Origin of the sequence: Ectopseudomonas alcaliphila (genome assembly GCF_900101755.1) — a bacterium.
Lineage (GTDB): Bacteria > Pseudomonadota > Gammaproteobacteria > Pseudomonadales > Pseudomonadaceae > Aquipseudomonas > Aquipseudomonas alcaliphila.
Window position 1 is genome coordinate 57,676 of sequence record NZ_FNAE01000007.1, and the last position, 25,692, is coordinate 83,367.

General features: G+C 64.7%; 27 protein-coding genes. 17 read left to right on the top strand and 10 right to left on the bottom strand.

Annotated elements, in window-relative coordinates:
- The first annotated feature begins 43 nt into the window (after positions 1–43).
- The 3 genes from BLR77_RS19390 to zapE are packed head-to-tail and all read left to right on the top strand — an operon-like array spanning position 44 to position 2,630.
- The gene (locus BLR77_RS19390; protein WP_074680871.1) at positions 44–631 is read left to right on the top strand and encodes a GNAT family N-acetyltransferase; all 588 of its coding nucleotides are present in this window, start codon (positions 44–46) and stop codon (positions 629–631) included.
- Positions 631–1,515 (top strand): carbon-nitrogen hydrolase family protein, encoded by an 885-nt coding sequence (locus BLR77_RS19395; protein WP_074680873.1) that lies wholly within the window; start codon positions 631–633, stop codon positions 1,513–1,515. Before BLR77_RS19390 ends, BLR77_RS19395 begins: the two co-directional genes overlap by 1 nt.
- Positions 1,512–2,630, top strand: a complete 1,119-nt coding sequence (zapE, locus tag BLR77_RS19400) for a cell division protein ZapE (RefSeq protein WP_074680875.1) — start codon at positions 1,512–1,514, stop codon at positions 2,628–2,630. Before BLR77_RS19395 ends, zapE begins: the two co-directional genes overlap by 4 nt.
- A gap of 1 nt (position 2,631) precedes the next feature.
- On the opposite strand, the gene BLR77_RS19405 is transcribed toward zapE, so the two are convergent.
- Positions 2,632–3,180: a cysteine hydrolase family protein gene (locus BLR77_RS19405; protein ID WP_074680876.1), complete on the bottom strand. Its 549-nt coding sequence runs from the start codon at positions 3,178–3,180 to the stop codon at positions 2,632–2,634.
- 94 nt (positions 3,181–3,274) lie between these two features.
- Here BLR77_RS19405 and BLR77_RS19410 point away from each other — a divergent pair, with 94 nt between their 5' ends.
- Entirely contained in the window at positions 3,275–4,249 is a 975-nt protein-coding gene (locus BLR77_RS19410; RefSeq protein WP_074680878.1) for a GlxA family transcriptional regulator, read from the top strand.
- Here BLR77_RS19410 and BLR77_RS19415 read toward each other — a convergent pair.
- The gene (locus BLR77_RS19415; RefSeq protein WP_074680880.1) at positions 4,246–4,920 is read right to left on the bottom strand and encodes a DUF1028 domain-containing protein; all 675 of its coding nucleotides are present in this window, start codon (positions 4,918–4,920) and stop codon (positions 4,246–4,248) included. The genes BLR77_RS19410 and BLR77_RS19415 overlap by 4 nt on opposite strands.
- A gap of 140 nt (positions 4,921–5,060) precedes the next feature.
- Between BLR77_RS19415 and dsdA the strand changes: the two genes are divergently transcribed.
- On the top strand, positions 5,061–6,425 hold the full coding sequence (gene dsdA / locus BLR77_RS19420) for a D-serine ammonia-lyase (RefSeq protein ID WP_074680881.1): 1,365 nt from the start codon (positions 5,061–5,063) through the stop codon (positions 6,423–6,425).
- A gap of 169 nt (positions 6,426–6,594) precedes the next feature.
- Here dsdA and BLR77_RS19425 read toward each other — a convergent pair whose 3' ends face one another.
- Entirely contained in the window at positions 6,595–8,118 is a 1,524-nt protein-coding gene (locus BLR77_RS19425; RefSeq protein WP_074680883.1) for a fumarate hydratase, read from the bottom strand.
- Between the two features lie 474 nt (positions 8,119–8,592).
- On the opposite strand from BLR77_RS19425, the gene BLR77_RS19430 reads away from it, so the two are divergent.
- From BLR77_RS19430 to BLR77_RS19440, 3 genes are all read left to right on the top strand, one after another.
- Positions 8,593–9,720 (top strand): GGDEF domain-containing protein, encoded by a 1,128-nt coding sequence (locus tag BLR77_RS19430; RefSeq protein ID WP_074680885.1) that lies wholly within the window; start codon positions 8,593–8,595, stop codon positions 9,718–9,720.
- A complete protein-coding gene (locus tag BLR77_RS19435) occupies positions 9,713–10,651 on the top strand; it encodes an iron-sulfur-binding ferredoxin reductase (protein ID WP_074680887.1) in 939 nt (312 codons plus the stop codon). Before BLR77_RS19430 ends, BLR77_RS19435 begins: the two co-directional genes overlap by 8 nt.
- A gap of 61 nt (positions 10,652–10,712) precedes the next feature.
- A complete protein-coding gene (locus BLR77_RS19440; RefSeq protein ID WP_074680889.1) occupies positions 10,713–11,486 on the top strand; it encodes an enoyl-CoA hydratase in 774 nt (257 codons plus the stop codon).
- A 1-nt stretch (position 11,487) separates the two neighbouring features.
- On the opposite strand, the gene BLR77_RS19445 is transcribed toward BLR77_RS19440, so the two are convergent.
- Positions 11,488–12,396 carry a LysR family transcriptional regulator gene (locus BLR77_RS19445; protein ID WP_074680891.1) on the bottom strand — a complete coding sequence of 303 codons (909 nt, stop codon included), beginning with the start codon at positions 12,394–12,396 and terminating at the stop codon, positions 11,488–11,490.
- A gap of 188 nt (positions 12,397–12,584) precedes the next feature.
- Here BLR77_RS19445 and ycaC point away from each other — a divergent pair, with 188 nt between their 5' ends.
- Positions 12,585–13,199 (top strand): isochorismate family cysteine hydrolase YcaC, encoded by a 615-nt coding sequence (gene ycaC, locus BLR77_RS19450; protein WP_074680893.1) that lies wholly within the window; start codon positions 12,585–12,587, stop codon positions 13,197–13,199.
- A 61-nt stretch (positions 13,200–13,260) separates the two neighbouring features.
- On the opposite strand, the gene pyk is transcribed toward ycaC, so the two are convergent.
- Together pyk and BLR77_RS19460 are read right to left on the bottom strand one after the other, a co-directional pair.
- Positions 13,261–14,712, bottom strand: a complete 1,452-nt coding sequence (gene pyk / locus BLR77_RS19455) for a pyruvate kinase (protein WP_074680895.1) — start codon at positions 14,710–14,712, stop codon at positions 13,261–13,263.
- 71 nt (positions 14,713–14,783) lie between these two features.
- Positions 14,784–15,692 (bottom strand): universal stress protein, encoded by a 909-nt coding sequence (locus BLR77_RS19460; protein ID WP_074680897.1) that lies wholly within the window; start codon positions 15,690–15,692, stop codon positions 14,784–14,786.
- Positions 15,693–15,960: 268 nt separating this feature from the next.
- Between BLR77_RS19460 and BLR77_RS19465 the strand changes: the two genes are divergently transcribed.
- The 3 genes from BLR77_RS19465 to BLR77_RS19475 all read left to right on the top strand — a co-directional run bounded on the left by BLR77_RS19465 (position 15,961) and on the right by BLR77_RS19475 (position 17,248).
- Entirely contained in the window at positions 15,961–16,335 is a 375-nt protein-coding gene (locus tag BLR77_RS19465) for a tetratricopeptide repeat protein (RefSeq protein WP_074680899.1), read from the top strand.
- A gap of 74 nt (positions 16,336–16,409) precedes the next feature.
- Positions 16,410–16,832: a DUF4124 domain-containing protein gene (locus BLR77_RS19470; RefSeq protein WP_074680901.1), complete on the top strand. Its 423-nt coding sequence runs from the start codon at positions 16,410–16,412 to the stop codon at positions 16,830–16,832.
- 59 nt (positions 16,833–16,891) lie between these two features.
- Positions 16,892–17,248 carry a PilZ domain-containing protein gene (locus BLR77_RS19475; protein ID WP_074680903.1) on the top strand — a complete coding sequence of 119 codons (357 nt, stop codon included), beginning with the start codon at positions 16,892–16,894 and terminating at the stop codon, positions 17,246–17,248.
- A gap of 84 nt (positions 17,249–17,332) precedes the next feature.
- On the opposite strand, the gene BLR77_RS19480 is transcribed toward BLR77_RS19475, so the two are convergent.
- Positions 17,333–18,097, bottom strand: a complete 765-nt coding sequence (locus tag BLR77_RS19480; RefSeq protein ID WP_074680905.1) for a SirB1 family protein — start codon at positions 18,095–18,097, stop codon at positions 17,333–17,335.
- Positions 18,098–18,197: 100 nt separating this feature from the next.
- Between BLR77_RS19480 and BLR77_RS19485 the strand changes: the two genes are divergently transcribed.
- Positions 18,198–19,220 carry a Leu/Phe/Val dehydrogenase gene (locus tag BLR77_RS19485; protein WP_074680907.1) on the top strand — a complete coding sequence of 341 codons (1,023 nt, stop codon included), beginning with the start codon at positions 18,198–18,200 and terminating at the stop codon, positions 19,218–19,220.
- Between the two features lie 3 nt (positions 19,221–19,223).
- On the opposite strand, the gene BLR77_RS19490 is transcribed toward BLR77_RS19485, so the two are convergent.
- A complete protein-coding gene (locus BLR77_RS19490) occupies positions 19,224–20,099 on the bottom strand; it encodes a DMT family transporter (RefSeq protein ID WP_074680909.1) in 876 nt (291 codons plus the stop codon).
- A gap of 283 nt (positions 20,100–20,382) precedes the next feature.
- Positions 20,383–20,787 (bottom strand): DUF488 domain-containing protein, encoded by a 405-nt coding sequence (locus BLR77_RS19495; protein WP_074680911.1) that lies wholly within the window; start codon positions 20,785–20,787, stop codon positions 20,383–20,385.
- An 82-nt stretch (positions 20,788–20,869) separates the two neighbouring features.
- Between BLR77_RS19495 and BLR77_RS19500 the strand changes: the two genes are divergently transcribed.
- Complete coding sequence (locus BLR77_RS19500) at positions 20,870–21,112, top strand: hypothetical protein (RefSeq protein ID WP_074680913.1); 243 nt, start codon at positions 20,870–20,872, stop codon at positions 21,110–21,112.
- Positions 21,113–21,169: 57 nt separating this feature from the next.
- Here the strand turns inward: BLR77_RS19500 and BLR77_RS19505 are convergent, their stop codons facing one another.
- The gene (locus tag BLR77_RS19505) at positions 21,170–21,433 is read right to left on the bottom strand and encodes a YebG family protein (RefSeq protein WP_074680915.1); all 264 of its coding nucleotides are present in this window, start codon (positions 21,431–21,433) and stop codon (positions 21,170–21,172) included.
- Between the two features lie 259 nt (positions 21,434–21,692).
- Between BLR77_RS19505 and BLR77_RS19510 the strand changes: the two genes are divergently transcribed.
- From BLR77_RS19510 to BLR77_RS19520, 3 genes are all read left to right on the top strand, one after another.
- Positions 21,693–22,196: a sigma-70 family RNA polymerase sigma factor gene (locus tag BLR77_RS19510; protein ID WP_074680917.1), complete on the top strand. Its 504-nt coding sequence runs from the start codon at positions 21,693–21,695 to the stop codon at positions 22,194–22,196.
- A complete protein-coding gene (locus BLR77_RS19515; RefSeq protein WP_074680919.1) occupies positions 22,193–23,134 on the top strand; it encodes a FecR domain-containing protein in 942 nt (313 codons plus the stop codon). The genes BLR77_RS19510 and BLR77_RS19515 overlap by 4 nt, the downstream gene beginning before the upstream one ends.
- A gap of 88 nt (positions 23,135–23,222) precedes the next feature.
- Positions 23,223–25,670, top strand: coding sequence for a TonB-dependent siderophore receptor (locus BLR77_RS19520; RefSeq protein WP_074680921.1), 2,448 nt, complete (start codon positions 23,223–23,225; stop codon positions 25,668–25,670).
- The last annotated feature ends 22 nt before the right edge of the window (positions 25,671–25,692 follow it).

A 25,692-nucleotide genomic window follows, 5' to 3' on the forward strand; every position in this document is an offset into this window, starting at 1 on the left:
GGTATAGCTACTGGCGTCACCCTGTTGCTGGCGAGCGACTGCAATGGATATCCGACTGCTGCGGGGCGCGGAGATCGAACCCCATATCAACGACCTCGCGCGTCTGCGCATCGAGGTGTTCCGCGAATTTCCCTACCTCTACGACGGCAGCCTCGACTACGAGGCCGAGTACCTGGCCACCTATGTGCGCAGTGCTGGCAGCCTGTGCGTGCTGGTACTCGACGCCGGTCAGGTAGTAGGCGCTTCCACGGCGCTGCCGCTGCCCGATGAGACCGAGGAATTCCAGCAGCCGTTCGTTGCCGCGGGCTGGAACCCGGCGCGGATCTTCTACTGCGCCGAGTCGGTGGTGTTGCCGACCTGGCGCGGGCGCGGCCTGGGCGTGCGTTTCTTCGCCGAGCGCGAGGCCCATGCACGCAAGCTCGGCCGCTTCGACTGGTGCGCTTTCTGCGCCGTGCAGCGCCCTCTCGATCACCCGCGCCGACCCGCCGACTACCAACCGCTGGACGATTTCTGGACTCGGCGTGGCTACCGCCATCACCCCGAACTGCACACCCATTACCACTGGCGCGATCTGGACGAGACCGAGGAATCGGCCAAGCCCATGTCGTTCTGGTTGAAGGAGCTCATCTGATGATCAAGGTTGCCGCCTGTCAGTACCACATCGACCTGTTCACCACCTGGGAGGCCTACGCCGAGCACTTCACCACGCTGTGCGAGGAAGCGGCCGGGCAGGGCGCCGATCTGTTGCTGCTGCCGGAGTACGCCGGCCTGGTGCTCACCGGCCAGCTGTCTGAAGTCGAGCGCGTCGACCTGCACGGCTCCATCGCCGGCATCCAGGCGCTGCTGCCGCGCTGGCTGGAGCTTTGCGAGAGCCTGGCGCGGCGCTTGAACGTTTATCTGCAACCCGGCTCGGTGGCCGTGCTCGATGACGATGGCATCTACCGCAACCGCGCCTGGCTGTTCGGCCCGGACGGCTGCCTGGGCACTCAGGACAAGCTGATCATGACCCGCTTCGAGCTGGAGCAATGGCATATCGCGGCGGGCAGCGGATTGAAAGTGTTCGATACGACGCTGGGCAAGCTGGGCATCCTGATCTGCTATGACAACGAGTTTCCGCTGTTGGCGCGTACGCTGGCCGAGGCGGGCGTGGATCTGATCCTCGCCCCCAGTTGCACCGACTCCGTGGCCGGTTTTCATCGCGTGCGCATCGGTGCCCAGGCCCGTGCGCTGGAGAACCAGATCGCCGTGCTGCATTCGCCTACCGTCGGCCTGGCGCCCTGGTCGCCTTCGCTCGACGAAGGCTACGGCCGCGCCTCGCTGTACGTGCCGTCGGACTACGGTATGCCTGCCAGCGGCATCGTCGCCGAGAGCGAGGCGTTGTGCCCCACGCGCAGTCATTGGCTGATCTGTGAGCTGGATCTGGACGAGGTGCGCCGTGTGCGTGAGCAGGGCCAGGTCTTCACTCGCCGCGACTGGCCGCGACAGTTCGATGACGGTCGGCTGGTGCTGCGTTGAACGCGCCGCAGGCGCTGCCGGATTCGCTTCAGGCCGCCTACGAGCGTGCGCTGGCTGCCGGTTTCATCGTCGATGCCGCGCAGCGCCGTGCAGTGCAGGCGCTGCAGCACTGCCATGAGGCCGTTCAGCGTGGTGAGCGGCCGCTCGGCGTCTACCTCTGGGGCCCGGTCGGGCGTGGCAAGACCTGGCTGATGGACAGCTTTTACAACACTCTGCAGGTGCCGGCGCGGCGGCAGCATTTCCATCACTTCATGCAATGGGTGCATCGCCGCCAGTTTCAGCTCACCGGCAATGCCGACCCGCTGCGTCTGCTGGCCGAGGAGCTGGGGCGCGAGGTACGCGTGCTGTGCTTCGACGAGCTGTTCGTCAGCGACATCGGCGACGCCATGCTGCTCGGTCGCCTGCTCAGCCTGGTGGTGGAGCAGGGCGTGGTGCTGGTGGCCACCTCCAACCAGCCACCGGATCAGCTCTATGCCGAGGGCTACAACCGCGAGCGCTTCCTGCCGGCCATCGCCGCGCTCCAGATGCATATGCAGGTCGTTGCCGTGGACGGCGAGCAGGATCATCGCCTGCACCCCGGCGCGCAGGTTCAGCGCTATTGGGTGCAGCAGCCACAAGCCTTGGGCGAGCTGTTCGCCCGCTTGAGCGAGGGTCAGGTCATTGGCCGTGAACCGGTGGATTTGGCCCATCGTCAGGTGGTGACCCTCGGTCAAAGCCCGGCGGCGCTCTGGTGCCGTTTCCGTGATCTGTGCGAGCAGCCATTGGCGGCTCCCGACTTCATCGAACTGTGCCAGCGCTTCCCCGCCATCCTGCTTGGCGAGGTGCCACGCCTGGGCGGCGAGCAGCGTGAAGGACGCATCGCCCGTGGCACCGAGGACGGCGCCGAGCGGGTCGATGCTGGGGATCGACAGCTGCCGGCGCTGTCGCGCAACGACGATGCGGTGCGCCGCTTTATTGCCCTGGTCGACGAGTGCTACGACCGCCGCGTGCCGCTGTACATCGAAGCCGAGGTAGCGCTGGATGAACTCTACACCCAGGGCTACCTCGATTTTGCCTTCCGCCGCACGCTGAGCCGTCTACGCGAGATGCAGCTGGAGCGCTTCGGGGCACGCTGATTCAGCCCGCCAAGTACTGCTCGGTCGACACCACGCTCGCATAGGCGAATGCCAGGGCAGCCATATAGGCCGCATGCACTTGCCCAGCCGCAACGCTGCGCCCCTCGAACGCCTGGTCGCGCGTCGCGCAGGCATCGTGGATCACCGTCGTGGCGTAGCCAAAGTCGGCGCTGGCGCGTGCTGCTGCGTCGATGCACATATGGCTCATGGCGCCGACCAGGGTGATCTGCTCGATGCCGGCGGCGTCCAGCTGCGCCTTGAGGTCGGTGCCGAGAAAGGCGTTGACCTGGTGCTTGAGCACCACCGCTTCGCCTGCCAGCGGCTGCACCAGGGGATGGATGTCCGCGCCTGTGCTGCCCGGAGCGAAGAAGGGTGCATCCTTGCCCTCGAACTCGTGGCGCACGTGGATCACCTTGTCGCCTGCAGCACGTGCAGCCGCCAGCACACGTGCGGCATTGGTCGAGGCGATCTGCATGGCTTCAAGTGACCATTTACCGCCTTCGAAATAGTCGTTCTGGATGTCGATCAGAATCAGGGCGCGCTTGCTCATGGTGTTCTCCGTGGGATGATGTGTGGCAAACCTTATCGCCCTGGCGCGCCTGCGAGGATGGGCGGGGCCGACAATCTGCGGGGAAAAACTGACAATGAGCGAGCGCTGTCTGGAGATCGGATTGTTGCTCTACCCAGGTGCCCAGTTGGCGGCCGTGCATGGTCTGGGCGATTTGTTCACCGTGGCCAATCGCATGGCTGCCGGGCAGGGGCGTAAAGGGTTGCCGCGGCTGCGGGTCAGTCACTGGCAGGCCGATGAGGCGGGATGCGTGCGGCGAGTGTTCGACAGCCTGCCGCAGGGTGACGGCGCGCCGCAGGTGGTGATTCTCCCGCCCTGCCTGGACGACGATGCCGAGCAGCCGCTTGCCGACTGTTATCGCGACTGGCTGCGTGAGCAGCATCGCGGCGGGGTGCTGCTGGCGTCGGTGTGCGTCGGTGCTTTCGCACTGGCCGAGGCCGGCCTGCTCGATGGCCGTACGGTGACCACCCACTGGGCACTGGCAGCGCAGATGGCGGCGCGCTTTCCGCTCGTGCAGGTGCTACCCGAGCGCATGGTCATAGACGACGGTGACCTGATCACGGCCGGGGGCCTGATGGCCTGGACCGATCTTGGGCTGGCGCTGGTAACGCGCCTGCTGGGGCCGACCATCGCCGCCGAGACCGCGCGCTTTCTGGTGGTGGACCTGAACCGCGAATCGCAGCGCCATTTCAGCAGCTTCGCGCCCAGCCTCGATCATGGCGATGCCGCGGTGCTCGCCGTGCAGCGCTGGTTGCAGGGGGAGGGCGGGGCGGAGGCGAGCCTGGCGGACATGGCCGCGCGCGCCGGGCTGGGGGAGCGTACTTTCCTGCGCCGATTTCGCTCTGCCACAGGCATGAAACCTACCGAGTATTGCCAGCAGCTGCGCGTCACCAAGGCGCGCGAACTGCTCGAGTTCACCCGCCAGAGCATCGAGCAGGTGGCCTGGCAGGTGGGCTATGGCGACAGTGGTGCATTTCGCAAAGTGTTCACCCGTCTGGTGGGGCTGTCGCCCGGCGATTATCGACGGCGCTTCGGTACGGCGGCGCGTTAGACCGAATCCTCCGCCGCCAGCCCCGCTGGATTGTCGCGTGTGGGCATGGCAAGAATCTCGGGCAGCACTTCGCGGGCGAATACCTTGTGCAGGCGGCGCAGTTCGGCCACCGGGTCGAGGTGATGGTCGACGCGGATGTCCCACAGCGGATACTCCTCCTGGTCGACCACGTAGATCACTGCCGAGGATTCGCCGTGACGATCGCCGCCGCAGCGGTCGCCAGCGGCCAGGGCTTCGATCAGGCGTTCGATCAGCGGGCGCTTTTCAGCGTGGCGGAAGGCTTCGGCTACTGCATCCAGCACCTGTGGCCCGACCAGCCTGTTGCCCTGTACGGAGAACTGCTCGCCGGCCAGCGAACCGGCCCAGGGAATGCACTTGTCGCCCGTCCAGCAGACGCTGTCACCGTTGGTATCTATCAACGCGCATTGGCGCAGCTCCATGCAGGGATCGGTACCCTTGAGGCGTTCCAGCGCTGCCTTCGCCGAAAGCCCCTGACGCAGCAGCGCCAGGCCATCCAGCCCCAGATAGGGGTTGACCTGCGCCTGGGACGCCACGGCGCCCGCACCAGCCGCTGCGTGGCTGAGCAGCTTGCCCACGGCTGGCATCGCAGTGGCTGCTGCGACGCCGAACTGTCCGCTGCGCGGGCAGCGGGCGATGATGGAAAAGGTCATGGCGACTCCTGGGCGATTTTCAGGTTAGGCCATGGCCTGGCGGTTATCGTTCCGCTGGGGGCAGCGTGCGCGGTCTTTGCCAGAGCGCAGCAGGCGTCGTCTAATGCGCGCTGTCCAGTGCCTGCTATGAGGAACGCCGCATGATTCTTGGCCAGCCGCTTGCCCAATGGCGCGCGCAATATCCGCTGCTCGACGAGCTGATCGCCCTGCGCGAAACCAGCTGGTTCAACCCGGCCGTGGCGCCCGCTGCCGAGGTGCTGGCCGATGTCGGTTTGAGCGCTGCCGATGTGGCCGATGCCCGCATGCGTCTTGAGCGCTTCGCCCCCTACCTGGCCCGGGTGTTCCCGCAGACGGCCGCCAGCGGCGGCATCATCGAGTCGGACGTAGTGCCCCTGCCGAAGATGCAGGCGCTGCTGAGTGAAGAGATGCAGGGCGAAGGCGAAATCGGCGCGCTGTGGCTCAAGCGCGACAGCCATCTGCCCATCTCCGGTTCGATCAAGGCCCGTGGCGGCATCTACGAGGTGCTCAAGCATGCCGAGGACCTGGCGCTGGATGCCGGACTGCTCAGCCTTGACGACGATTACGCCTGCCTCGACAGCGATGCGATGCGCGCCTTCTTCGCTGGTTATCAGGTGGCGGTCGGCTCCACCGGTAATCTCGGCCTGTCCATCGGCATCATCAGTGCGCGCCTGGGCTTTCAGGCCACGGTGCATATGTCCGCCGATGCGCGCCAGTGGAAGAAGGACAAGCTGCGCGCCCATGGCGTGACCGTGGTCGAGTACGCCAGCGATTACAGCGTCGCGGTGGAGCAGGGGCGCCGCCAGGCCGAGGCCGATGCGCGCTGCCACTTCGTCGATGACGAGAACTCCAGGCACCTGTTTCTCGGCTATGCGGTGGCCGGCGAACGCCTCAAGCAGCAACTGGCAACGGCCGGTGTCGTGGTCGATGCCGAGCATCCGCTGTTCGTCTATCTGCCCTGTGGCGTCGGTGGCGGGCCGGGTGGCGTGGCGTTCGGCCTGAAGCTGGCGTTCGGCGATGCGGTGCACTGCCTGTTCGCCGAGCCGACCCATTCGCCGTGCATGTTGCTCGGCGTGCATACCGGCCGGCATGAAGAGCTGGCGGTGCAGGATTTCGGCATCGACAACCGCACCGCAGCCGATGGCCTGGCGGTAGGGCGGCCATCGGGTTTCGTCGGCCGCGCCATGCAGCGCCTGATCGATGGTTATTACACGGTCAGCGATGAACAACTGTTCCGCTACCTGGCGTTGCTGGAGCAGGCCGAGGGCCAGCGTCTGGAACCTTCGGCTCTGGCCGGGATGCCGGGTGTACTGCGCGTGCTGGGCGAGCAGCAGGGCTACCGCCAGCGCATGGGCCTGACCCCTCAGCGCATGGCGCAGGCGACCCATCTGGTCTGGGCCACCGGCGGCAGTATGGTGCCGCAGGCGGAGATGGACGGTTACCTGGCGCGTGGTCGGCAGCTGTTGCAGGATTCGGGCGAGGATTGACGCAAGCCCGTAGGAGCCCCGCCCCGGGGCGAAGTTTCTCTGCCGTTTGCATAGGCCAATTCGCCGCGGGGCGCGGCTCCTACCCAGGAACGATAAGAGTAGCGCCTGAAAACGCAGAAGCCCGGCACTTGGCCGGGCTTCTGCTAGCAGCTTGAAGCTTGTCGCTGCCTTACTTCACTTCCACCGCCAGGCTTTCGGCGATCTTCTTGTTCCAGATCGCAGGGCCGGTGATGTGCACCGACTCACCGTTGGTGTCGACCGCGACGGTCACCGGCATGTCTTTGACTTCGAACTCGTAGATGGCTTCCATACCCAGTTCTTCGAAGGCCAGCACCTTGGACTTCTTGATCGCCTGGGCGACCAGGTAGGCGGCGCCGCCGACGGCCATCAGGTACACGGCCTTGTTGTCCTTGATCGCGTCGATGGCGATAGGGCCGCGTTCGGACTTGCCGATCATGCCCAGCAGACCGGTCTGCTCGAGGATCTGACGGGTGAACTTGTCCATGCGGGTGGCGGTGGTCGGGCCAGCCGGACCAACCACTTCGTCACCGACCGGATCGACCGGGCCGACGTAATAGATGAAGCGACCCTTGAGGTCCACCGGCAGCTGTTCGCCCTTGTTCAGCATGTCGACCATGCGCTTGTGCGCAGCGTCGCGGCCGGTGAGCATCTTGCCGTTGAGCAGGACGGTCTCGCCCGGCTTCCAGCTCTGCACGTCTTCCGGGGTGATCTCGTCGAGGTTGACGCGACGCGCGCTCGGGCCGGCTTCCCAGACGATTTCCGGGTAGGCGTCCAGATCCGGCGCTTCCAGTTCGGCCGGGCCGGAGCCGTCGAGCACGAAGTGGGCGTGGCGGGTGGCGGCGCAGTTGGGGATCATGCACACCGGCAAGGACGCGGCATGGGTCGGGTAGTCCATGATCTTCACGTCGAGCACGGTGGTCAGGCCGCCCAGGCCCTGGGCGCCTATGCCCAGCTGGTTGACCTTCTCGAACAGTTCCAGGCGCAGCTCTTCGATGCGGTTCTGCGGGCCACGGGCCTGCAGTTCATGGATGTCGATGTGCTCCATCAGCACTTCCTTGGCCATCACTGCCGCTTTTTCGGCAGTGCCGCCGATGCCGATGCCGAGCATGCCTGGCGGGCACCAGCCGGCGCCCATGGTCGGCACGGTCTTCAGCACCCAGTCGACGATGGAGTCGGACGGGTTGAGCATGGCCATCTTCGACTTGTTCTCGGAGCCGCCGCCCTTGGCCGCAACGTCCACTTCCACCTTGTCACCGGGGACGATGGAGTAGTGGATCACCGCTGGGGTGTTGTCCTTGGTGTTCTTGCGGGCACCTGCCGGGTCGGCCAGGATCGAGGCGCGCAGGACGTTCTCAGGCAGGTTGTAGGCGCGGCGTACGCCTTCGTTGATCATGTCGTCGACGCTCATGGTGGCGCCGTCCCAGCGCACGTCCATACCGACGCGGATAAACACGGTGACGATGCCGGTGTCCTGGCAGATCGGGCGGTGGCCGGTGGCACACATGCGCGAGTTGATCAGGATCTGCGCCATGGAGTCTTTGGCGGCCGGCGACTCTTCCTTCAGGTAGGCCTCGTGCATCGCCTGGATGAAGTCGACGGGGTGGTAATAGGAGATGAACTGCAGTGCGTCGGCGACGCTCTGAATCAGGTCGTCCTGCTTGATCACGGTCATTGGGGCGCTCCTCTATCAGGGAACATCTACAAGGAAGCGCCGGACAACGACCCGGCGCAACGGCGAAAGGGCAGCTCTGAAAACTACCTTGAACATTTTTCAGAGCCGCCCAAAAAGGCGCGGCAGTATACCGCAGCCGACTGTGGCGGGCACAGCAGCCGAAGGTCGATGGCAAGTGCAGTGGGCGGTTATCGGGCGCCTGCAAAACGACCTCGGCTTTGACTTCCTGCGTCGCTCTACCTCCTGCACCCATGCACTCGTGCATTGCCATCGCCACGTAAAAACAGACGGAACGCCAGTCGGGTCAAATGCTCATTTGCCGCTTGTAAAAACGGGCGCGACTGCGATCGTTTCCGCCTGTTTTTTCTTGCGATGGCCGCCTCGCCTACATTTTCAGAGGTTTCCCACGGCGGCCTAGGTTTTTTGTGATCACAGGGGTAGAGTACGGCCAGATGCCAGTATGGGATGGAGCCCATGAGCTCAACGACTCGCCGGGGAACGCAACGCAGCCTGCAGAGCCTCCTGCTCAAACGCTTCGCCATGGCCTTCGCTACCTACGCGATGATGGCGCTCGTCTGCTGGTTCGCTGTGTTCAATGGCCTTTTCCTCGGTTCGATCAGCACCGCCGGCTGGTTGACCCTGGGCGTGTTCGGCAGTCAATTGGTGTTCCTTTGGCTGTTCCTTTCCGGCCGCAACCTGCGCTGCGAGGATCCCAGCCTGACCGAAGCCCAGGTGCTGGTGGCACTGGCCTGGCAGCCGCCGGTGCTGGCGCTGTTCGACAGCGCGCGCGGCGTGATGATGGTCTTCTATGTCCTGATCCTGCTGTTCGGCGTGTTCCAACTGCCGCCGCGGGTGTTCGTGCGTTGCGCCGCCTTCGCCTTCTTCGGCTTCACTGCGATGGTACTGATCGAAGCCTACCGCATGCAGTTGGTGGACCCGAGCATGGCCTGGCTGCAGGTGTGGGTGCTGTTCATCCTGCTGGTCTGGTTGTGTCTGTTCTCCAGCTACGTGCAGGCCATGCGCAAGCGCATGCGGCAACGCCGCTTCGCCTTGCAGGCGCACCAGGACACGCTGCGCGGGATGATGCGCCAACTCGAAGACCTGGTCGCCACCGACGAACTCACCGGGCTGTTCAATCGTCGCCATTTCCTGCGTCTGGCCAGCCGCGAACTTGAGCATCTGGGCCGTGGCCGGCAGCACGGCCTGGCGTTGATCGACCTGGACCATTTCAAGCGAATCAACGATGCTCATGGCCATGCCGCTGGCGACCGGGTGTTGCAAACCTTCGCCGCGGTCGCCCGCGCCTGTCTGCGCGATGGCGACATCATTGCCCGCTACGGCGGTGAGGAATTCGTCCTGCTATTGCCCAACACCGATGCCGATCAGTTCACCGCCTGCTGCGAGCGCCTGCGCGAAGCTTTCGCCAAGGCCGAGCCAGTGGGCGTGAAGGTCGACAACCTCAGTCTCTCCGCCGGGATGACGATGCTGGTTGCCGGTGAAGACCTTGATGAGGCGCTGCAGCGCGCCGATCAGGCGCTGTATCAGGCCAAGCGCGGCGGGCGCAATCGTTGTGACGCCAGCTGGGAGAACGCGGGTGCCTGAGCTGCGGGTCGGTGACCAGCGGTTGCAGGTCGCCCAGCAAACCAACTTGCTCGATGCGCTGCTCGGCGGCGCAGTGGCGGTGCCCTACAGCTGTCGCGCCGGTAGTTGCCACGCCTGCCTGGTGCGCTGCGTGGCTGGCGAGCCGCTGGACCTGCGGCCCGAGGCGCTGGCAGCCGACAAACGCGCCGAGGGCTGGCGTCTGGCTTGCCAGTGTCAGGTGGTCGGCGATCTGCAGGTCGAACCTTTCGATCCGCAGCGCGATGGCCTGGCAGCCAAGGTCGTCGCCCTGGACTGGCCCAGCCCACAGGTTTTGCGCCTGCGCTTGCAGCCGGGGCGGCCGCTGCGCTACCGCCCCGGTCAGCACCTGCTGTTGTGGCACGACCAGGGCGTGGCACGCCCTTATTCGCTGGCCAGCGTACCGGGCGAGGACGACTGGCTGGAGTTTCATATCGATTGCCGCATGCCCGGTGCGTTCGCCGATGCTGCGCGTCGACTGCAGGTTGGCGATGCCCTGCGCCTGGGGGAGTTGCGTGGCGGCGCGCTGCACTACGACCCCGACTGGCAGGCGCGGCCCCTCTGGCTGCTGGCCGCCGGTACCGGTCTGGCGCCGCTGTACGGGGTGTTGCGTGAAGCGCTGCGCCAAGAACATCAGGGTGCCATCCGCCTGCTGCACGTGGCCCACGAGCCGGCCGACCACTACCTGGCGAGCGAGCTTCAGGCGCTGGCGGCGCAGCACGCCAACCTGCAGGTGGAACTGGTAACAGCGGCGCAGTTGCCGGCTGCTTTGGCCGAACTGCGCCTTGTTTCGCGGCAGACCCTCGCCTTACTCTGCGGCCATCCCGTGACGGTCGACAGCTTCGCACGGCGCCTCTACATGGCCGGGTTGCCGCGCAGCCAGATGCTCGCCGACGTCTTTCTCACTCGCGCGTAGGCTGTGCGGGGCCGACCAGGCCCGGCGCCGATGCGTACGACGCAGCCATTGGAATGCTGGCATGAGCGAACACCTGCATATCGAACGCGACGGCGGTCTGTTGACCCTGCGCATGCACCGCCCGGACAAGAAGAATGCGTTGACCCGCGCCATGTACGCCGGCATGGCCGAAGTGCTGGATGAGGCCGAACGCGACCCGAGCGTGCGCGTGGTGCTGCTGAGCGGCGGTGAGGCGTGCTTCACCAGCGGCAACGATGTCGCCGACTTCATCCAGGCGCCGCCCAGTGGATTGAACAGTGAGGTGTTCCAGTTCATGCGCGCGCTGTTCGAGTTCAGCAAGCCGGTGGTCGCTGCTGTGGCGGGCCCGGCGGTGGGGATTGGCACCACCTTGCTGCTGCATTGCGATCTGGTCTACGTCAGTCGTGATGCGCAGTTGAAAATGCCCTTCGTCAATCTCGGCTTGTGCCCCGAGTACGGCTCCAGCCTGATCCTGCCGCGCTTGCTGGGGCATGCGCGCGCCGCCGAACTGTTGTTGCTCGGCCAGGCCTTCACGGGCGAGCAAGCGGCGGCCTGGGGGATTGCCAACCTGGCGCTGGAGGATGGCGCCGCGACGCTGAACAAGGCGCGCGAGATGGCGCAGCGTTTTCTCCAGCTGGCGCCATCGGCAGTCGCCGACAGCAAGCGCCTGATGCGCGCGCCGGGTCGCGAGGAGCTGCGCAAGGTAATCGAGGAGGAGGGTGCCCTGTTCGGCCAGCGCCTGCGCTCGCCGGAGGCCATCGAGGCACTGTCGGCTTTCATGCTGCGCAGAAAGCCGGATTTCTCTCGCTTTTCCTGATCTATTCCCAAGGCGGTTCGAGCAGGCGCTGCTGGAGAAACTCGCAGAGCGCCACGACCTTGCGTGACGCCCGCCGGGAGCGTGGATACATGGCATAGATTGAGTAAGGCTTGGGGCGCGCCTGAGGCAGTATCTCGATCAGCGAGCCGTCTTTCAGATGCTGATGGACCAGGAAACTTGGCAGCAGCGCCAGGCCCTGGCCGGCCAGCACCAGTTCGCGCATGACTTCGCCGTTGTTGCTGGAAAACCGTCCGCGTGGTGCCACGTTCGCCAGTTCGCCTTGCTCATCGTCGTTTTCGAAGGACCAGAACTGCCGTGAAGCGACGTTGCTGTAGCCGATGCAGTCGTGTTCGCGCAGCGCTTCGACATGTTCTGGTGTGCCTCGGCGTTGCAGGTACTCCGGGCTGGCGCAGAGTATCCGGGCGCTGCTGGCGAGCCTGCGGGCGATCAGCGCGCTGTCGCCGATGCGTGAGATCCGTACGCAGAGGTCATAACCTTCGCGCTCGAAATCGCTGATGCGATCCTCGAGATACAGGCTGACTTCCAGTTGCGGATGCAGGCGCATGAATTCGGCGATCAGCGGCGCCAGCCAGAGCGTGCCGAAACTCATCGGCGCCAGCATGTTCAGGCGCCCGCATAGACCGCTGTCATTGAAGGCTGCCGCCTCGGCTGCTTCGCTCAGTTCCAGTAGCGCCTGCTTGGCCTGTTGGTAGAAGGCCAGGCCGGTGTCGGTCGGTGTGACCTTGCGCGTCGAACGATGCAGCAGTTTACTAGCAAGACGTTGTTCCAGATCGCTCAAGCGCTTGCTGACCACCGACTTGGATAACGCCAGGTCTTCCGCTGCCCGGCTGACGCCACCCAGTTCCACCACACGCAGATAGGTTTCGATTTCCTGCAGATCAAGCTTCATGTGCGGGTATCCCCCGATTCGATGGGGTGAGGGTAATGCCTTCGCCGAGGTTTTTTGTTCGGTTTTTTCGAAAAGCTATTTTCCCTCTGCGCGGTCGATTGCCAGCGGCCTTGGCCACTAGGCTGAGCGTCCTTCGAGATCGCAACGATCTCGAGGTTCAGCCTCATCACCCGTACAGGAGTTTTTCCATGGCTTTCACTTACAAGCGTTTGGACAAGGACGATGCCGTCGTATTGTTAATCGATCACCAGGCGGGTTTGCTCTCGCTGGTGCGCGATTATTCGCCGGACGAGTTCAAGAACAACGTCATGGCGCTGGCGGATATCGCCAAGTTCTTCAATCTGCCGACCATCCTTACCACCAGCTTCGAGACCGGCCCCAACGGGCCGATCGTCCCGGAGCTCAAGGCCATGTTCCCCGACGCGCCCTACATCGCCCGTCCGGGCCAGATCAACGCCTGGGATAACGAGGATTTCGTCAACGCGATCAAGGCCACAGGGCGCAAGCAACTGATCATCGCGGGTGTGGTCACCGATGTCTGCGTGGCATTTCCCACGCTCTCGGCACTGGAGGCCGGCTATGACGTCTTCGTGGTGACGGACGCTTCCGGCACCTTCAACACCGCCGTGCGCGATGCCGCGTTAGCGCGCATGGCTCATGCCGGTGCCCAACTGGTCAACTGGTTCAGCGTCGGCGGTGAGCTGCACCGCGACTGGCGTAACGATGTCGAGGGGTTCGGCGGCATCCTCGGCGGCCACTTGCCGGCTTACGCCAACCTGATTCAGAGCTACAACCAGAAATGAAACCAGGCACCTGAAACGCAAGAGGCCGCTCGATGAGCGGCCTCTTGCGTTAACGGACGGGTTACACCATCGGATCGCCGACGTGGAGGATCTTCATGGTGTTGGTGCCGCCGGTACCGTGGTAGCTGTCGCCCTTGGTCAGGATGACCCAGTCGCCCGGCTCGACCACGCCGCGCTTGAGCAACTCGTCCACCGCCGCCTGGCTGACCTTGTTCGCCGGCAGCGAGGCCGGGTCGAACGGCACGGTGTAGACGCCACGGAACAGCGCCACGCGGGCCTGGGCTTCGCGGTGCGGGGTGAAGGCGAAGATCGGGATCGACGAGCGGATGCGCGACATGATCAGCGGGCTGTAGCCACTCTCGGTGAGGCTGATGATGGCCTTGACGCCCGGGAAGTGGTTGGCGGTGTACATGGTCGCCAGGGCGATGCTTTCGTCGCAGCGCTCGAAGGTGCGGCCCAGGCGGTGGCTGGACTGCTTGCTGGTCGGGTGCTTCTCGGCGCCCAGGCACACGCGGGCCATGGCCTGCACGGCTTCGACCGGGTATTCGCCAGCGGCGCTCTCGGCCGAGAGCATCACCGCGTCGGTGTAGTCCAGCGCGGCGTTGGCCACGTCGGAGACTTCGGCGCGGGTCGGCATCGGGCTATGGATCATCGACTCCATCATCTGCGTGGCGGTGATCACGGCTTTGTTCAGACGGCGGGCGTGGGCGATGATCTTTTTCTGGATACCGACCAGCTCGGCGTCACCGATTTCCACCGCCAGGTCGCCACGGGCGACCATCACCGCGTCACTGGCGCGGATCAGGCCGTCCAGCGTTTCATCATCGGCTACGGCTTCGGCGCGTTCGATCTTGGCCACCAGCCAGGCAGTACCGCCGGCTTCGGTGAGCAGGCGACGGGCGTAATCCATATCGGCGGCATCGCGCGGGAAGGAGACGGCCAGGTAGTCCAGATCCATCTCGGCGGCGACCTTGATGTCGACCTTGTCTTTTTCGGTCAGTGCTGGGGCGGTGAGACCACCACCGCGGCGGTTGATGCCCTTGTTGTCCGACAGCGGGCCACCGATCAGTACGCGGCAGTGCAGCTCGTCGGCACCCTTGAGTTCGACGCGCATGACCACTCGGCCGTCGTCGAGCAGCAGCTCGTCACCGACATCGCAGTCCTGGATCAGTGCCGGGTAGTCGATACCGACCACGTCCTGGGTGCCGGCCGTGCGCGAGTGGCTGGAAGAGAGGCGGAACAGGTCACCGTCCTTGAGCTCGATGCGCTTGTTCTCGAACTTGGCGATGCGGATCTTCGGGCCTTGCAGGTCGCCGAGCAGGGCTACATGACGGCCATGCTTGGCGGCCAGTTCGCGAACCAGGGCGGCGCGCGCCTTGTGGTCGTCCGGCGTGCCGTGGGAGAAGTTCAGGCGGGCCACGTCGAGACCGGCGAGGATCAGTTGCTCCAGCACTTCCGGCGAACTGCTGGCCGGGCCCAGGGTGGCGACGATTTTGGTGCGGCGAAAGGTCATGCACGAACTCCCTAGTGAACTATGTCCGGGAGGCTACTACGGCGCCGGGCTGTAGTCATTGTTCCTGTGCACTACCCTTTGCCGTCGGGTTTGATCACCAGCAGATCGCACTCGATACGCTCCAGCACCCGTTCCGCGGTGTGGCCGATCAGCAGGCTGTCCAGGTGGCCACGGGCGATGGCGCCCATGACCAGCAGTCCGATATTGTGCTCGCGCACGAAACGCGGGATGACCTCCTCGGCAAAACCCTCCAGCAGGTGGGCCTGTGCCCGATCGATGGCGTGCTGGGCGATCAGCGTGTCGAAGGCTTCACGGTGCTCGCGGCTGCACTGGGTCACGTAGTCTTCATATTCCTGCGCTACCTCGGCGTCGAACAGCAGCGACCGCGGCAGCGGTGCCTGCGCGTGCAGGTATTGGGCTTGCAGGCCGAGCTCGGCCTGCAGGGTCTGGCTGATGCCAATCAACTGATGATCGAGGGCGGCAGGTTTGTCCGCGCTGTGCAGTGGGTCGAGCGCGGCGCACAGGCTCTGGCCACGTGGCGCGACGTCGTGTACCAGCCACAGTGGCACAGGGCAGCGGCGGATCAACTGCCAGCTGGTATCACTGAACAGCAGGCGGCGCAGCGCACTGCTGGGGTGGGTCGATTTGAACAGGATGTCCGGTTGCAGCACCGCGACGCGGGCGAGAATCTCTTCATGGCGGCGCTTGCCCCAGCGTACATCCACTTCGATCCTGAATCCTTCATCGCTCAGGTGAGCGACGCTGGCGCGCAGGGCCTCGTGGCTTTGCCGCAGAATGGCTTCCCGGGCGCGATTGAGCAGGTGGCTGTCCAGCAGGCCGCCTTCCAGGCTTGGGTGGTATTCGATCTGCAGCAGGTGCAATTCGGCGCCAGTCTTGCGCGCCACGTCGGCGGCGCGTTGCAGGGCGGGTTGTTGCTGGTGCTCGGCGTCGATGACGACCAGCAGTCGTTGCAAGTTCATGGCAGCGTCCTCGCCTGGAGTCTGTACCCGCATTACAGACCCTGTTGCGGCGCGCGGCATTGATATGGGTCAGCGCATGCGGGGATTTAGCGCCAGCTCGAGAGGGCGAGCCGTCTCGGTGCTGGCGTTCGGCAGGCTGTCCGATGAAGAGCAGCGGCCGGCATCCTGGCGGAACTGCGCAAGGCGCTGGCAGAAATATCATCGCAGGCTTGCCACTGTTCAGTTTTTGCCTGGGCTGTCGATACACTGCTCATTGGAGGAATTGCCCATGCGTACCCTGATCATTCTGGCCGTGGCCCTGGTTGCCACGGGTTGCACCCGTGTATCGCTCGACCATCACCTGAACAACGCCTATCGCGCCTACAACGAAGGTGATTGCGCGCGTGTCGCGCTGGAGCTGTCGCAGGCCGAGCGCAAGAGCCGCTCGCGCAATTACCTGCAGCCGGAGATTTCCCTGTTGCGCGGCCAATGCCTGGAGCGCGAGAGCCTGTTCGTCGATGCGGCGCAGACCTACCAGTTCATCATCACGCGCTACCCGGCCAGCGAATACGCCTATCGCGCCCGCGCGCGTCTGCAGACGCTGGAGCAGTTGGGGCATCACAGCCCGGCGCCGGCGGCCAAGGTCAGTCCGGCCGCACTCTGAGCCTTCGGTCGTCCGGCGTTCCGCGGCGACGCGGTGCGGTATAAGCTGGCGTATGTCTCTCATGGAGGATGAACATGCGCCACTTGCTGTTGATCGCTGCACTGTTGCCCACTCTGGCCACGGCGGAAATCTATCGCTGGACGGACGAGCAGGGGCGGGTGCATTTCGGCCAAAGACCCGTTGCCGGGGCTGAACCCGTGCAGGTGAAGCCACAGGTAGTCGAACGCGACGAGCATACGCGTGAGCGCGAGGCGCGCAGCCAACGCTTCTACGAGGCGCGCCGAGAAGAGCAGCAGCAGGCCACCGCCGCAGCGGCATCGCAGCGTGAAGCGCGTGCCAGCGAATGTCGCGAGTTGCGCACACGCCTGGCACAGATGCCGGAGGGCTTTCGTTACTATCGCGAAGGCGCCAGCGCCGAGCGCATCTACTACAGTGATGAAGAAACCGACACCGCTCGTCGCCAGTTGCGCGAACGGATAGCCCAACGCTGTTCTTGAGGGTGGTTAAGTGGCCGTAGTAGGGCCATACTCAAGTCCCTTTGTAGCGATTTGCCACTATGCGTAGCCAGCGCCGAATCGAACGCCATCAGCTGCCCTACTACCTGAAGGTGTTCAATCGCATCACCGACAAACCGATGGGGTCCATCGGCAATGTCTCTCTCGATGGCCTGATGCTGATCAGCCAGTTGCCGTTGCTGGTCGGCGCACGCTTCGACATGCGCCTGAAGATTCCAGGCCAGCATGGCATGCATTTCATCGATTTCTCCGCCAATTGCCAGTGGTGCCGTGAAGATGTCACGCCTGGCATCTACGACTCCGGCTTTGCCCTGGTCGCGCCACCTGCTGACTACGTCGAGATGATCGACGCGCTGCGTTACTACTTCAGCTTTCACAGCCTGGCGGCGTCTGCCTGATAGTTCGCTCGTCCGAGTTGCCGGAGGCCGCCGTGCTCTGCGGCGTCAATGCACCGCCGGCGCACGTGCCAGGTTGCGCAAGCGCTAGCTCAACTGCAGGCGCAGACCTTCTTCCTCACAGAACAGCAGTGCGTGCTCAAGGTCATAGCGTTCACCCTGCGGGCAATCCAGTTGCCGATAGACGTCCGCGCGAGCCAGGTGGTCGACCAGGTTCGGTGGACCGAGCTGCAGGACGCGCTCGGCATCCTTGAGTGCTGCCTCGGGCGCATCGTGCTGCATATGCAGCAGGCGCAGATTGCGTGACAGGCGCTGCAGCATGGCATGGGCGTCGGCCGTCTGCAGGTGCACCGCACTGAGCTCGACATCCGGGCCCTGCTGGCGATAGAGCTGATCACGGCAATCGCGGGTGTACAGACGGCGTCCGCCGCAAGGGTCGAGCAGGTGATCGGCGCCAGGTACACGCAGCATGAAATGACCCGGGAAATTCACGCCTTGTAGTGGAATGTCCAGGCGGCGTGCCACTTCCAGCGCGATCAAGGCCAGGGCCAGCGGCTGGCCGCGTCGACGGCGCAGCACTTCATGCAGCAGGGCGTGGCACGGACGTGTCACGGCTTCGTCGTCTTCTTGAAAATCGAGCTCGGCAAGTCGGCGCAGCAGCGGCTGGGCCAGTTCGCGAGGGGGCAGGGCGGGGAGTCCGGCGCTGACCTGTAGTTGCAGGCCCTGCAGATCGCTCAGTATCTGCGCGGGCTGAAGCTGATCATCGTGTTCGGCGGCAATCCACAGGGCCGCCTCGAACAGGGCGGGTGGGTCGCGTTGCAGGCACTGCAGGCAGGCTTGGCGTGGGCTCATCGCATTCTCCACTCGATTCTGCTGTTGTAGTCCCTGACAAGGTCGTCGTCCAGTGTGGCTCTCCTATACTGAGGCCTGAAGTCCGACCGGGAGCTCGCCCATGTTCAGCATGATGGAAGCCGCCCGCCTCGAGGCCCTGCACCTGGCCGAGGATCCGGCCAGCGGTCTCAAGGCCGTTATCGCCATTCACAACACCCGCTTCGGCCCAGCACTCGGCGGTTGTCGTTACCTGGCCTATGCCGATGAACAGAGCGCCATTGGCGATGCCATTCGTCTGGCTCAGGGCATGAGCTACAAGGCAGCGCTGGCGGGTATCGATCACGGTGGCGGCAAGGCGGTGATCATCCGTCCGGCGCATCTGCAGAGTCGGGCCGCGCTGTTCGAAGCCTTCGGGCGTTTCATCGAAACCCTCAATGGCCGTTACATCACCGCCATCGACAGCGGCACCTCCAGCGCCGACATGGACTGCATCGCCCAGTACACCAATCACGCCACCAGCACGACCAGCGAGGGTGACCCATCACCGCACACGGCATTGGGCGTATTCGCGGGCATTCGCGCCACTGCCCAGGCGCGTCTTGGCAGCGACGATCTGGAAGGGCTGCGGGTCGCTGTTCAGGGGTTGGGCAATGTCGGTTTCGCCCTGGCCGAAGCGCTGCATGCCGCGGGCGTCGAACTGTTGGTCAGCGACCTCGATGCCGGGCGTGTGCAACTGGCCGTCGAGCAACTGGGTGCGCACCCGATTACCAGCGATGCGCTGCTCACCACGCCCTGCGACATCCTCGCGCCCTGCGGTCTGGGTGGTGTGCTGAATGCGCAGACGGTCGCCCATCTGCGCTGCGCAGCGGTGGCAGGGGCTGCCAACAATCAGCTGGCCAGCCCCGAAGTGGCCGACCAGTTGGAAGCTCGCGGCATTCTCTATGCGCCGGATTACGTACTCAATGCCGGAGGGCTTATCTACGTGGCGCTGCGTCATCGCGGCGAGGAACTACCGGCGATCACCGCGCACCTGGCGCAGATCAGCCGACGCCTGACCGAGATCTACGCCCATGCCCAGGCGGAAAAGCGCTCCCCGGCGCGAGTCGCCGACTATCTGGCCGAGGGTCTGCTTTATCGCACCTAGCCACTATCCGGCCGGTTCCAGGCGATTGGCGAAGCGAAAGACCAGGGCCAGGCCGAGCAGGATCGCGACCATCCCGAGCAGGGCGCTGGCCGCAAGGCGGTTCCCCAGCAGCAGGTAATCGAGCAGTGCCGTAGTCACCGGCACCAGATAGAACAGGCTGGTGACGTTGACCAGATTGCCGGTCTGGATCAGCCGATACAGCAGCAACTGTGCGCCCACCGAAATCACCAGCCCCATCCACAGCAGCGTTACGATCAGCCCGACTTCAAAACGCACCTGCCACTCCTGACTGGGCAACAGAATCAGGCTACCCAGTAGACAGAGGCCGTACTGCAGCGGCAGGGCACGCATGGGCGTTTGTCGCAGATTCTTCTGGGCGATGGTGCCGCAGGTGATGCAGAGCAGAGCACCAAGAGCCAGCGCCACACCGGACAGCGGCATCGCGCTGCTCAGCAGACTGTCCGCGACGATTATTGCCAGCCCGGCCAGAGCCAGCAGCAAACCGAGCACGCGCAGCAGCGAGGCGCGCCGCTCCAGCAGCATGAGGGTCAGGATGGGTTGTACGCCGAGCACCGTCGCCAGTACACCGGGGGTGATGCCTTTGGCCAACGCCAGCATGTAGCAGATGCTGTAACCGCCGATCATCAGCAGACCGGCCTTGGCAGTTGGCCAGCGCAAGTCGCGTTCGGGTAGCCAGACCCCGGAAGCACTGGCAATCAGCACCAGCGCTGCACAGGCGAGGGCAAAACGCAGGATCAGAAAGGCGAAGGGAGAGGCATGGTCCAGGCCCAGGCGAGCGAAGATCGCACCACCGGACCAGAGCAGCACGAACAGAGCGGTCGCGCCATAGGTGCGCAGAGAGGTCGAATCGAAATACATGATGGAACACCTGTCGAAAATCCGCATGAGCTCCGCACACGCGCAAAGACGCATATCGGCAAGGCCGATACAGCGGAGCAAGGAAAGGCGGGATTAGCCCGCTTGGACGGAGGCCGGCGGTGGTGGCGTGCCGGCGTGACAGGCTGGTGGCGGCGCGCAGCCATCGGCAGCGGCGCGGCAGGCGGCGCTGGCGAAGTCGTAGAGGCAATGCGCGGAGAGGGTCATGGAAGCAGGTTCGAATATGGTGCAGAAGCCTGAAGGCTAGCCTGCCGCGCCAGCACGGTCAATCGCCGTCGAATTCGCCGAGGTAGCACACCGGCGAGCTGGGCGAGTCATGGCGCTGCAGTTCATCTTCGAGGAACTCCGTCAGTACTCGTGCGTTGTTATGCACCTCATCGCGCGCGGCGTAGAGCAGCGTCAGCGTGCCGCTTGCCGCCCAGTGCAGCAGGCGCTGCCAATGCTCGGGGTGAGCGGCCAATTCACGGCGATAGGCGGCGCGGAAATCAGCAAAAGCTTCGCTGCGGTGAGCGAAGGTTTTGCGCAGCTGGGTAGAGGGTGCGACATCGGGTAGCCATTCATCGAACGCCGAGATCTCCCTGGACAGGCCCCTTGGCCATAGCCGATCGACCAATACGCGCTGGCCGTCGCTGGCCTCGGCTTCCAGATAAACCCGCTTGCAGTGGATCATGGGCCTGCCTCCTTAGCCTGCGGCAACGCCGCACTTGGCGCTGCGTACGGGCTCGATTAGCGTGGTGCAAGGAGGATTCACCATGGACTATTTCATTATCGTCGTCACCACCGCAGCGGGTCTGTACTTTCACTGGTGGTTGTTCTGCCGCATTCGCCAGTGGAGTGATCGCGATCTGGCGCTTTCCCTGGCCGAAGGTGATGAGCACAAACGTCAGTACATGCTGGAGCAACTGGCCCGTGCGCAGCGTGAAGGCATCAAACGACGAGATTTGCCGGCCTGGCTGGAGCAGGCCGCGGCGCAATACCCAGGCAGCAGAGCATGATGCTGGGCGGTTTTACCGAGCAGACCCCTCGTACGGACAAGGGGCCTCGGTACGCGGTCACTCGCTGGCGGCCTCGATTTCGAGTTCCTCGAGTGCATCCGGCTGGCTCTTGAACGCCTTGGCGAACACATCGCGGTTCTTGGCCATGAAGATACCCAGTTCCTCGCCTTGTTCTTCGCTCAAGGACGGCACCGCCTTGTGCAGCACCTCGCTGAGGCGTTCGGCCAGCTCCAGCATCTTGTCGTAACGATCGGCTTCGGCCTTATCCATAAACAAGCGCTCCGGATCGCGACTGCTGCGGTACACCACTTCGACGGCCATTCATCACCTCGTCTGCCTTCATGCGTGTCGGTCAGTAATTAACTGGTTGTTTGTACAGTGGTGGCGAGAATAAAGGACTCGCTGCCGTTTGGCCAGTAGTGAATTCATCGGCCTTCGCCCTGATTGGTTGAGTGTAAGCCCCCGGTTTTTGTATGGATTGGCAGAAGTGCGGGTCGCGCGGCGAGGCGTAGTGACAGTATTTTTCATATGCAATATATTCGCATTCGTTTCTTTCCTGTCCCATGGAACACTCTCGGCGATGGCCCAACCCCTTCCAGGCGATTCCCTCGCAACGCTCTATCGCGGCCATCACGGCTGGCTGCTTGGCTGGCTGCGCCAGCGCCTGGCCTGTCCGCAGCAGGCGGCCGATCTGGCCCAGGATACCTTCGTGCGCCTGCTGGTGCAGCGCGAGGCGCAGGCTCCGCGTGAGCCGCGGGCCTTTCTCGCCACAGTCGCCCGTGGCCTGCTGATCGATCACTACCGCCGTGCCAGTCTGGAGCGTGCCTACCTGGACGCCTTGGCGCAGTTGCCCGAGCCAGAGGTGCCTTCACCGGAGAGCCAGGCGCTGGTCATGGAGACCCTGGTGGCCATCGACCGGCTGCTCGACGGTCTCAAACCGGTAGTGCGCGAAGCCTTCCTGCTGTCGCAACTGGATGGCCTGACCTACCCGCAGATCGCCGAGCGGCTGGGCCTGTCGGTCAGTTCTATCCAGCAGTACATGACCCAGGCCTTCACCCATTGCTACCGGGTGGCCTACGCATGAGTGCGCTCGACGAAGCGGTGCAGCAGGCGATTGCCTGGCGCGTGCGCCTCGCCTCGGGTACCGCCACTGCGCAGGAGTTACGCTTGTGCGCCGACTGGCGGGCAGCCGATCCGCAGCACGAGCAGGCCTGGCAGCGCCTGGAGCACCTGGGCCAGCAGTTTGCCAGAGTCTCGGCGCCGCTGGCCAGGCAGGCGCTGGCGGGCGCTCAAGTGGATCGTCAGCGTCGCCGCGCGCTCAAGCAACTGGGCCTGTTCGGCAGCCTGGTGGCCGCCGGAGTACTGGGCCAGCACCTGCAGCCCTGGCAGCCGTTGCTGGCGCAACAACGTACCGGCACCGGTGAGCGCCGCCGCCTGCAACTGGCCGATGGCGGCACCCTGCACCTCAACAGCGATACCGCGCTCGATATCCACTACAGCAACGAGCGTCGCTTGCTCCAGCTGTATCAGGGCGAGATCCTCGTGCAGACCGCCGCCGACCCGCTCGGTCGGCCGTTCCTGGTCAGTACCGAGCAGGGCCAGCTGCGCGCCCTCGGCACCCGTTTCCAGGTACGCCAGCAGGCGGATGCCTGCGAGCTGACGGTCTATCAGGGAGCGGTCGAGGCGTGGCCCGTGGGCAGCGTGGCGCAGCGCATCGAGGCCGGCCAGCGGGTGCGAATGAGCGCCGGCGCGCTGCACGAGTTGGGCACTGCCGATGTCGATCGTGGTCGCTGGGTCGATGGCCTGCTGGTGGCCCACGACATGCCGCTGGCGGAGTTTCTCACCGAGTTGGGGCGCCAGCGCCCGGGCGTGCTGCGCTGTGCGCCGGAGGTGGCCGGGTTGCGTATCTCCGGGGTCTTCCCGCTGGACGACAGCGACCGCGTGCTGGCGATGCTGGCGCGTACCCTGCCGCTGCGGGTGGTCTATCGCACCCGCTATTGGGTCAGCCTGCAGGCTGCCTGAAAGTAATTCTCAAATTCTTTTGCAGGTTTTTCTCGTTCGTCCGGCTTCCCAGGCAATCGTTACCTAACGCTATGCCGAAGGAGTCGTCATGCCCCGCGTTGTCCGTCGTTCCCAGCCCTTGGCAAGTGCCGTGCGCGCCGCGCTGCTGAGCCTCAGCCTGCCACTGGCGTTGTTGCCCGTGGCGACCCCGGCCTGGGCCGCACAGCCTTATCAGGTCAGTGCCGGGGCCCTGGATGCGGCGCTCACCGAATTCGCCCGGCAGTCCGGCGTGCTGCTCAGCTTCGACCCGGCGCTGACCCGTGGACGCAGCAGCTCCGGTCTGCAAGGGCACTACTCGCTGGAGCAGGGCTTCGCCCAACTGCTGGCCGGCAGCGGCCTGCGCGTGGTGCTGGACGGGCAGGGCGACTATCGCCTCGAGCCGGCGCCGCGCGCAGCGGCCGACAGCCTCGAACTGCAGAGCCAGACAGTAATCGCCCAGCCGGCTGAACGCGCCAACGGGCCGGTCGGTAGCTACGTCGCCAGCCGCAGCGCTACCGCCACCAAGACCGATACGCCACTGCTGGAAACCCCGCAGGCGATAAGCGTGATCAGTCGCGAGCAGATGGATGCACGCGGCGTCACCACCCTGGAAGAGGCGCTGCGCTACACCCCGAGCATCAGCGTGCCCTATGGCTTCGACACCCGTTACGACTGGTTCAGCATCCGCGGTTTCGATGCCAAGACCCGGGTGTTTCGCGACGGTCTGGTGCAACCGACCAGCACCTACGGCCTGCCGCGTCTGGACAGCTGGGCGATGGAACGTATCGAGGTGCTCCGCGGCCCGGCGTCGGTGCTCTATGGCCAGGCCGAGCCCGGCGGCATCGTCAACCAGGTGAGCAAGCGGCCCAGCGAAACGGCGCGCAATGAGGTGCGTGTACGCGCCGGTAGCGACGATCTGGCAGAGCTGGCCGGCGACTTCGGCGGGGCCTTGAGCGACGACGGTTCGCTGCTCTATCGGGTGGTGATGCTCGGTAACGATGCCAACGCCCAGGTCGACAAGACCGGCATGCAGCGGCAGATGCTGGCACCGAGCCTGACCTGGCGGCCGAACGCCGACACCGAGCTGACGCTCCAGGCCGCCTACCAGAAGGATGACGGGCGTTACGGCTTCAGCACGCACTTCTCGCCGTACCTGCGCGACACCTTCAACCTGCCCTACGACCGCGATCCCGACTTCTTCGATGGCGAGCCGGATTTCAACGACTTCCAGCGCAGCTATCATTCCGTCGGTTATCAGTTGTCGCACCGTCTCAATGACACCTGGACCCTGCGGCAGAATCTGCGTTACGACGAGACCAGCCTGGAATACAGCTACATCAACGCCTATGCCGTGTTGCCGTCCGATGGCCGCACCCTGCTGCGCAGCGCCGGCGTCCAGGACGAACACATGAGTGGGTGGGGCGTGGACAACCAGGCCGAAGCCAGTTTCGCCACCGGCAGCGTCGAGCACAATCTGTTGCTAGGCCTCGACTGGCGCCGCAGCCGCTCCAATGAAACGGCCTATTACGGCGCCACGGTGCCGCCGCTGGATCTGCTCGACCCGCAGTATGGTCGGCCACTCGCGTCGCCGGCTATCGACCGCAAGCAGAGCCTGCTGGCTCGTCAGACCGGCCTCTACCTGCAGGACCAACTCAAGTTCGGTGACCACTGGCGGCTGTTGCTTGGCGGCCGCTACGACTGGGCGCAGAACCAGATCGACGACGCCCTACAGGCCGACAGCAAGACCACCAGCGAAGCCTTCAGCGGTCGCGCGGGGCTGGTCTACGTGTTCGACAACGGCCTGGCGCCCTATGTCAGCTACAGCGAATCGTTCAACCCGGTCAGTGGCAGCGATACCCTCACGGGCAAGCCGTTCGACCCGGAGCGCGGCAAGCAATACGAAATCGGTGTGAAGTACCAGCCCGAGGGCGCGCGCAGTTTCGTCAGCCTGGCACTGTTTGACCTGACCAAGCAGGACTACGTGCTCAATGACAGCAGCAGTGATCCGGGGCGTACCCTGCGCCGTCAGGTGGGAGAGGTCAGCTCGCGCGGCATCGAACTGGAAGCCTTGGCCAGCCTGGCCGAGGGCCTGGATCTGAGTGCGTTCTACAGCTACACCGACGCCTTCGTCAGCAAGAGCCCCAACGCCTGGGAAAAGGACAGCCGTCTGCCGCGTACCCCGCGTGATTCGGCCGGCGTCTGGCTCGACTACACCCAGCTCAATGGCGCACTCAAGGGCTTCGGCGGCGGCATCGGCGTGCGCTACGTCGGCGAGAGCCGGTATACCGGGCGCAACGCCGCGCTGGCGTTCAACCCGACGCTGGAACCCATCGTCAGCGTCGAGTCCGAGGCCTACAGCCTGGTCGACGCCAGCCTGCACTATCAACTCGATGGCATGCGCCTGGCGCTCAACGCCAGCAACCTGCTGGACAAGGAGTACGACACCTCCTGCAGCGAAGTGACCTGCTACTACGGCTACGGTCGTACCCTGACTGCCAGCGCCAGCTACAGCTGGTGAGTGGAGACGGCCGCCAGGTGGC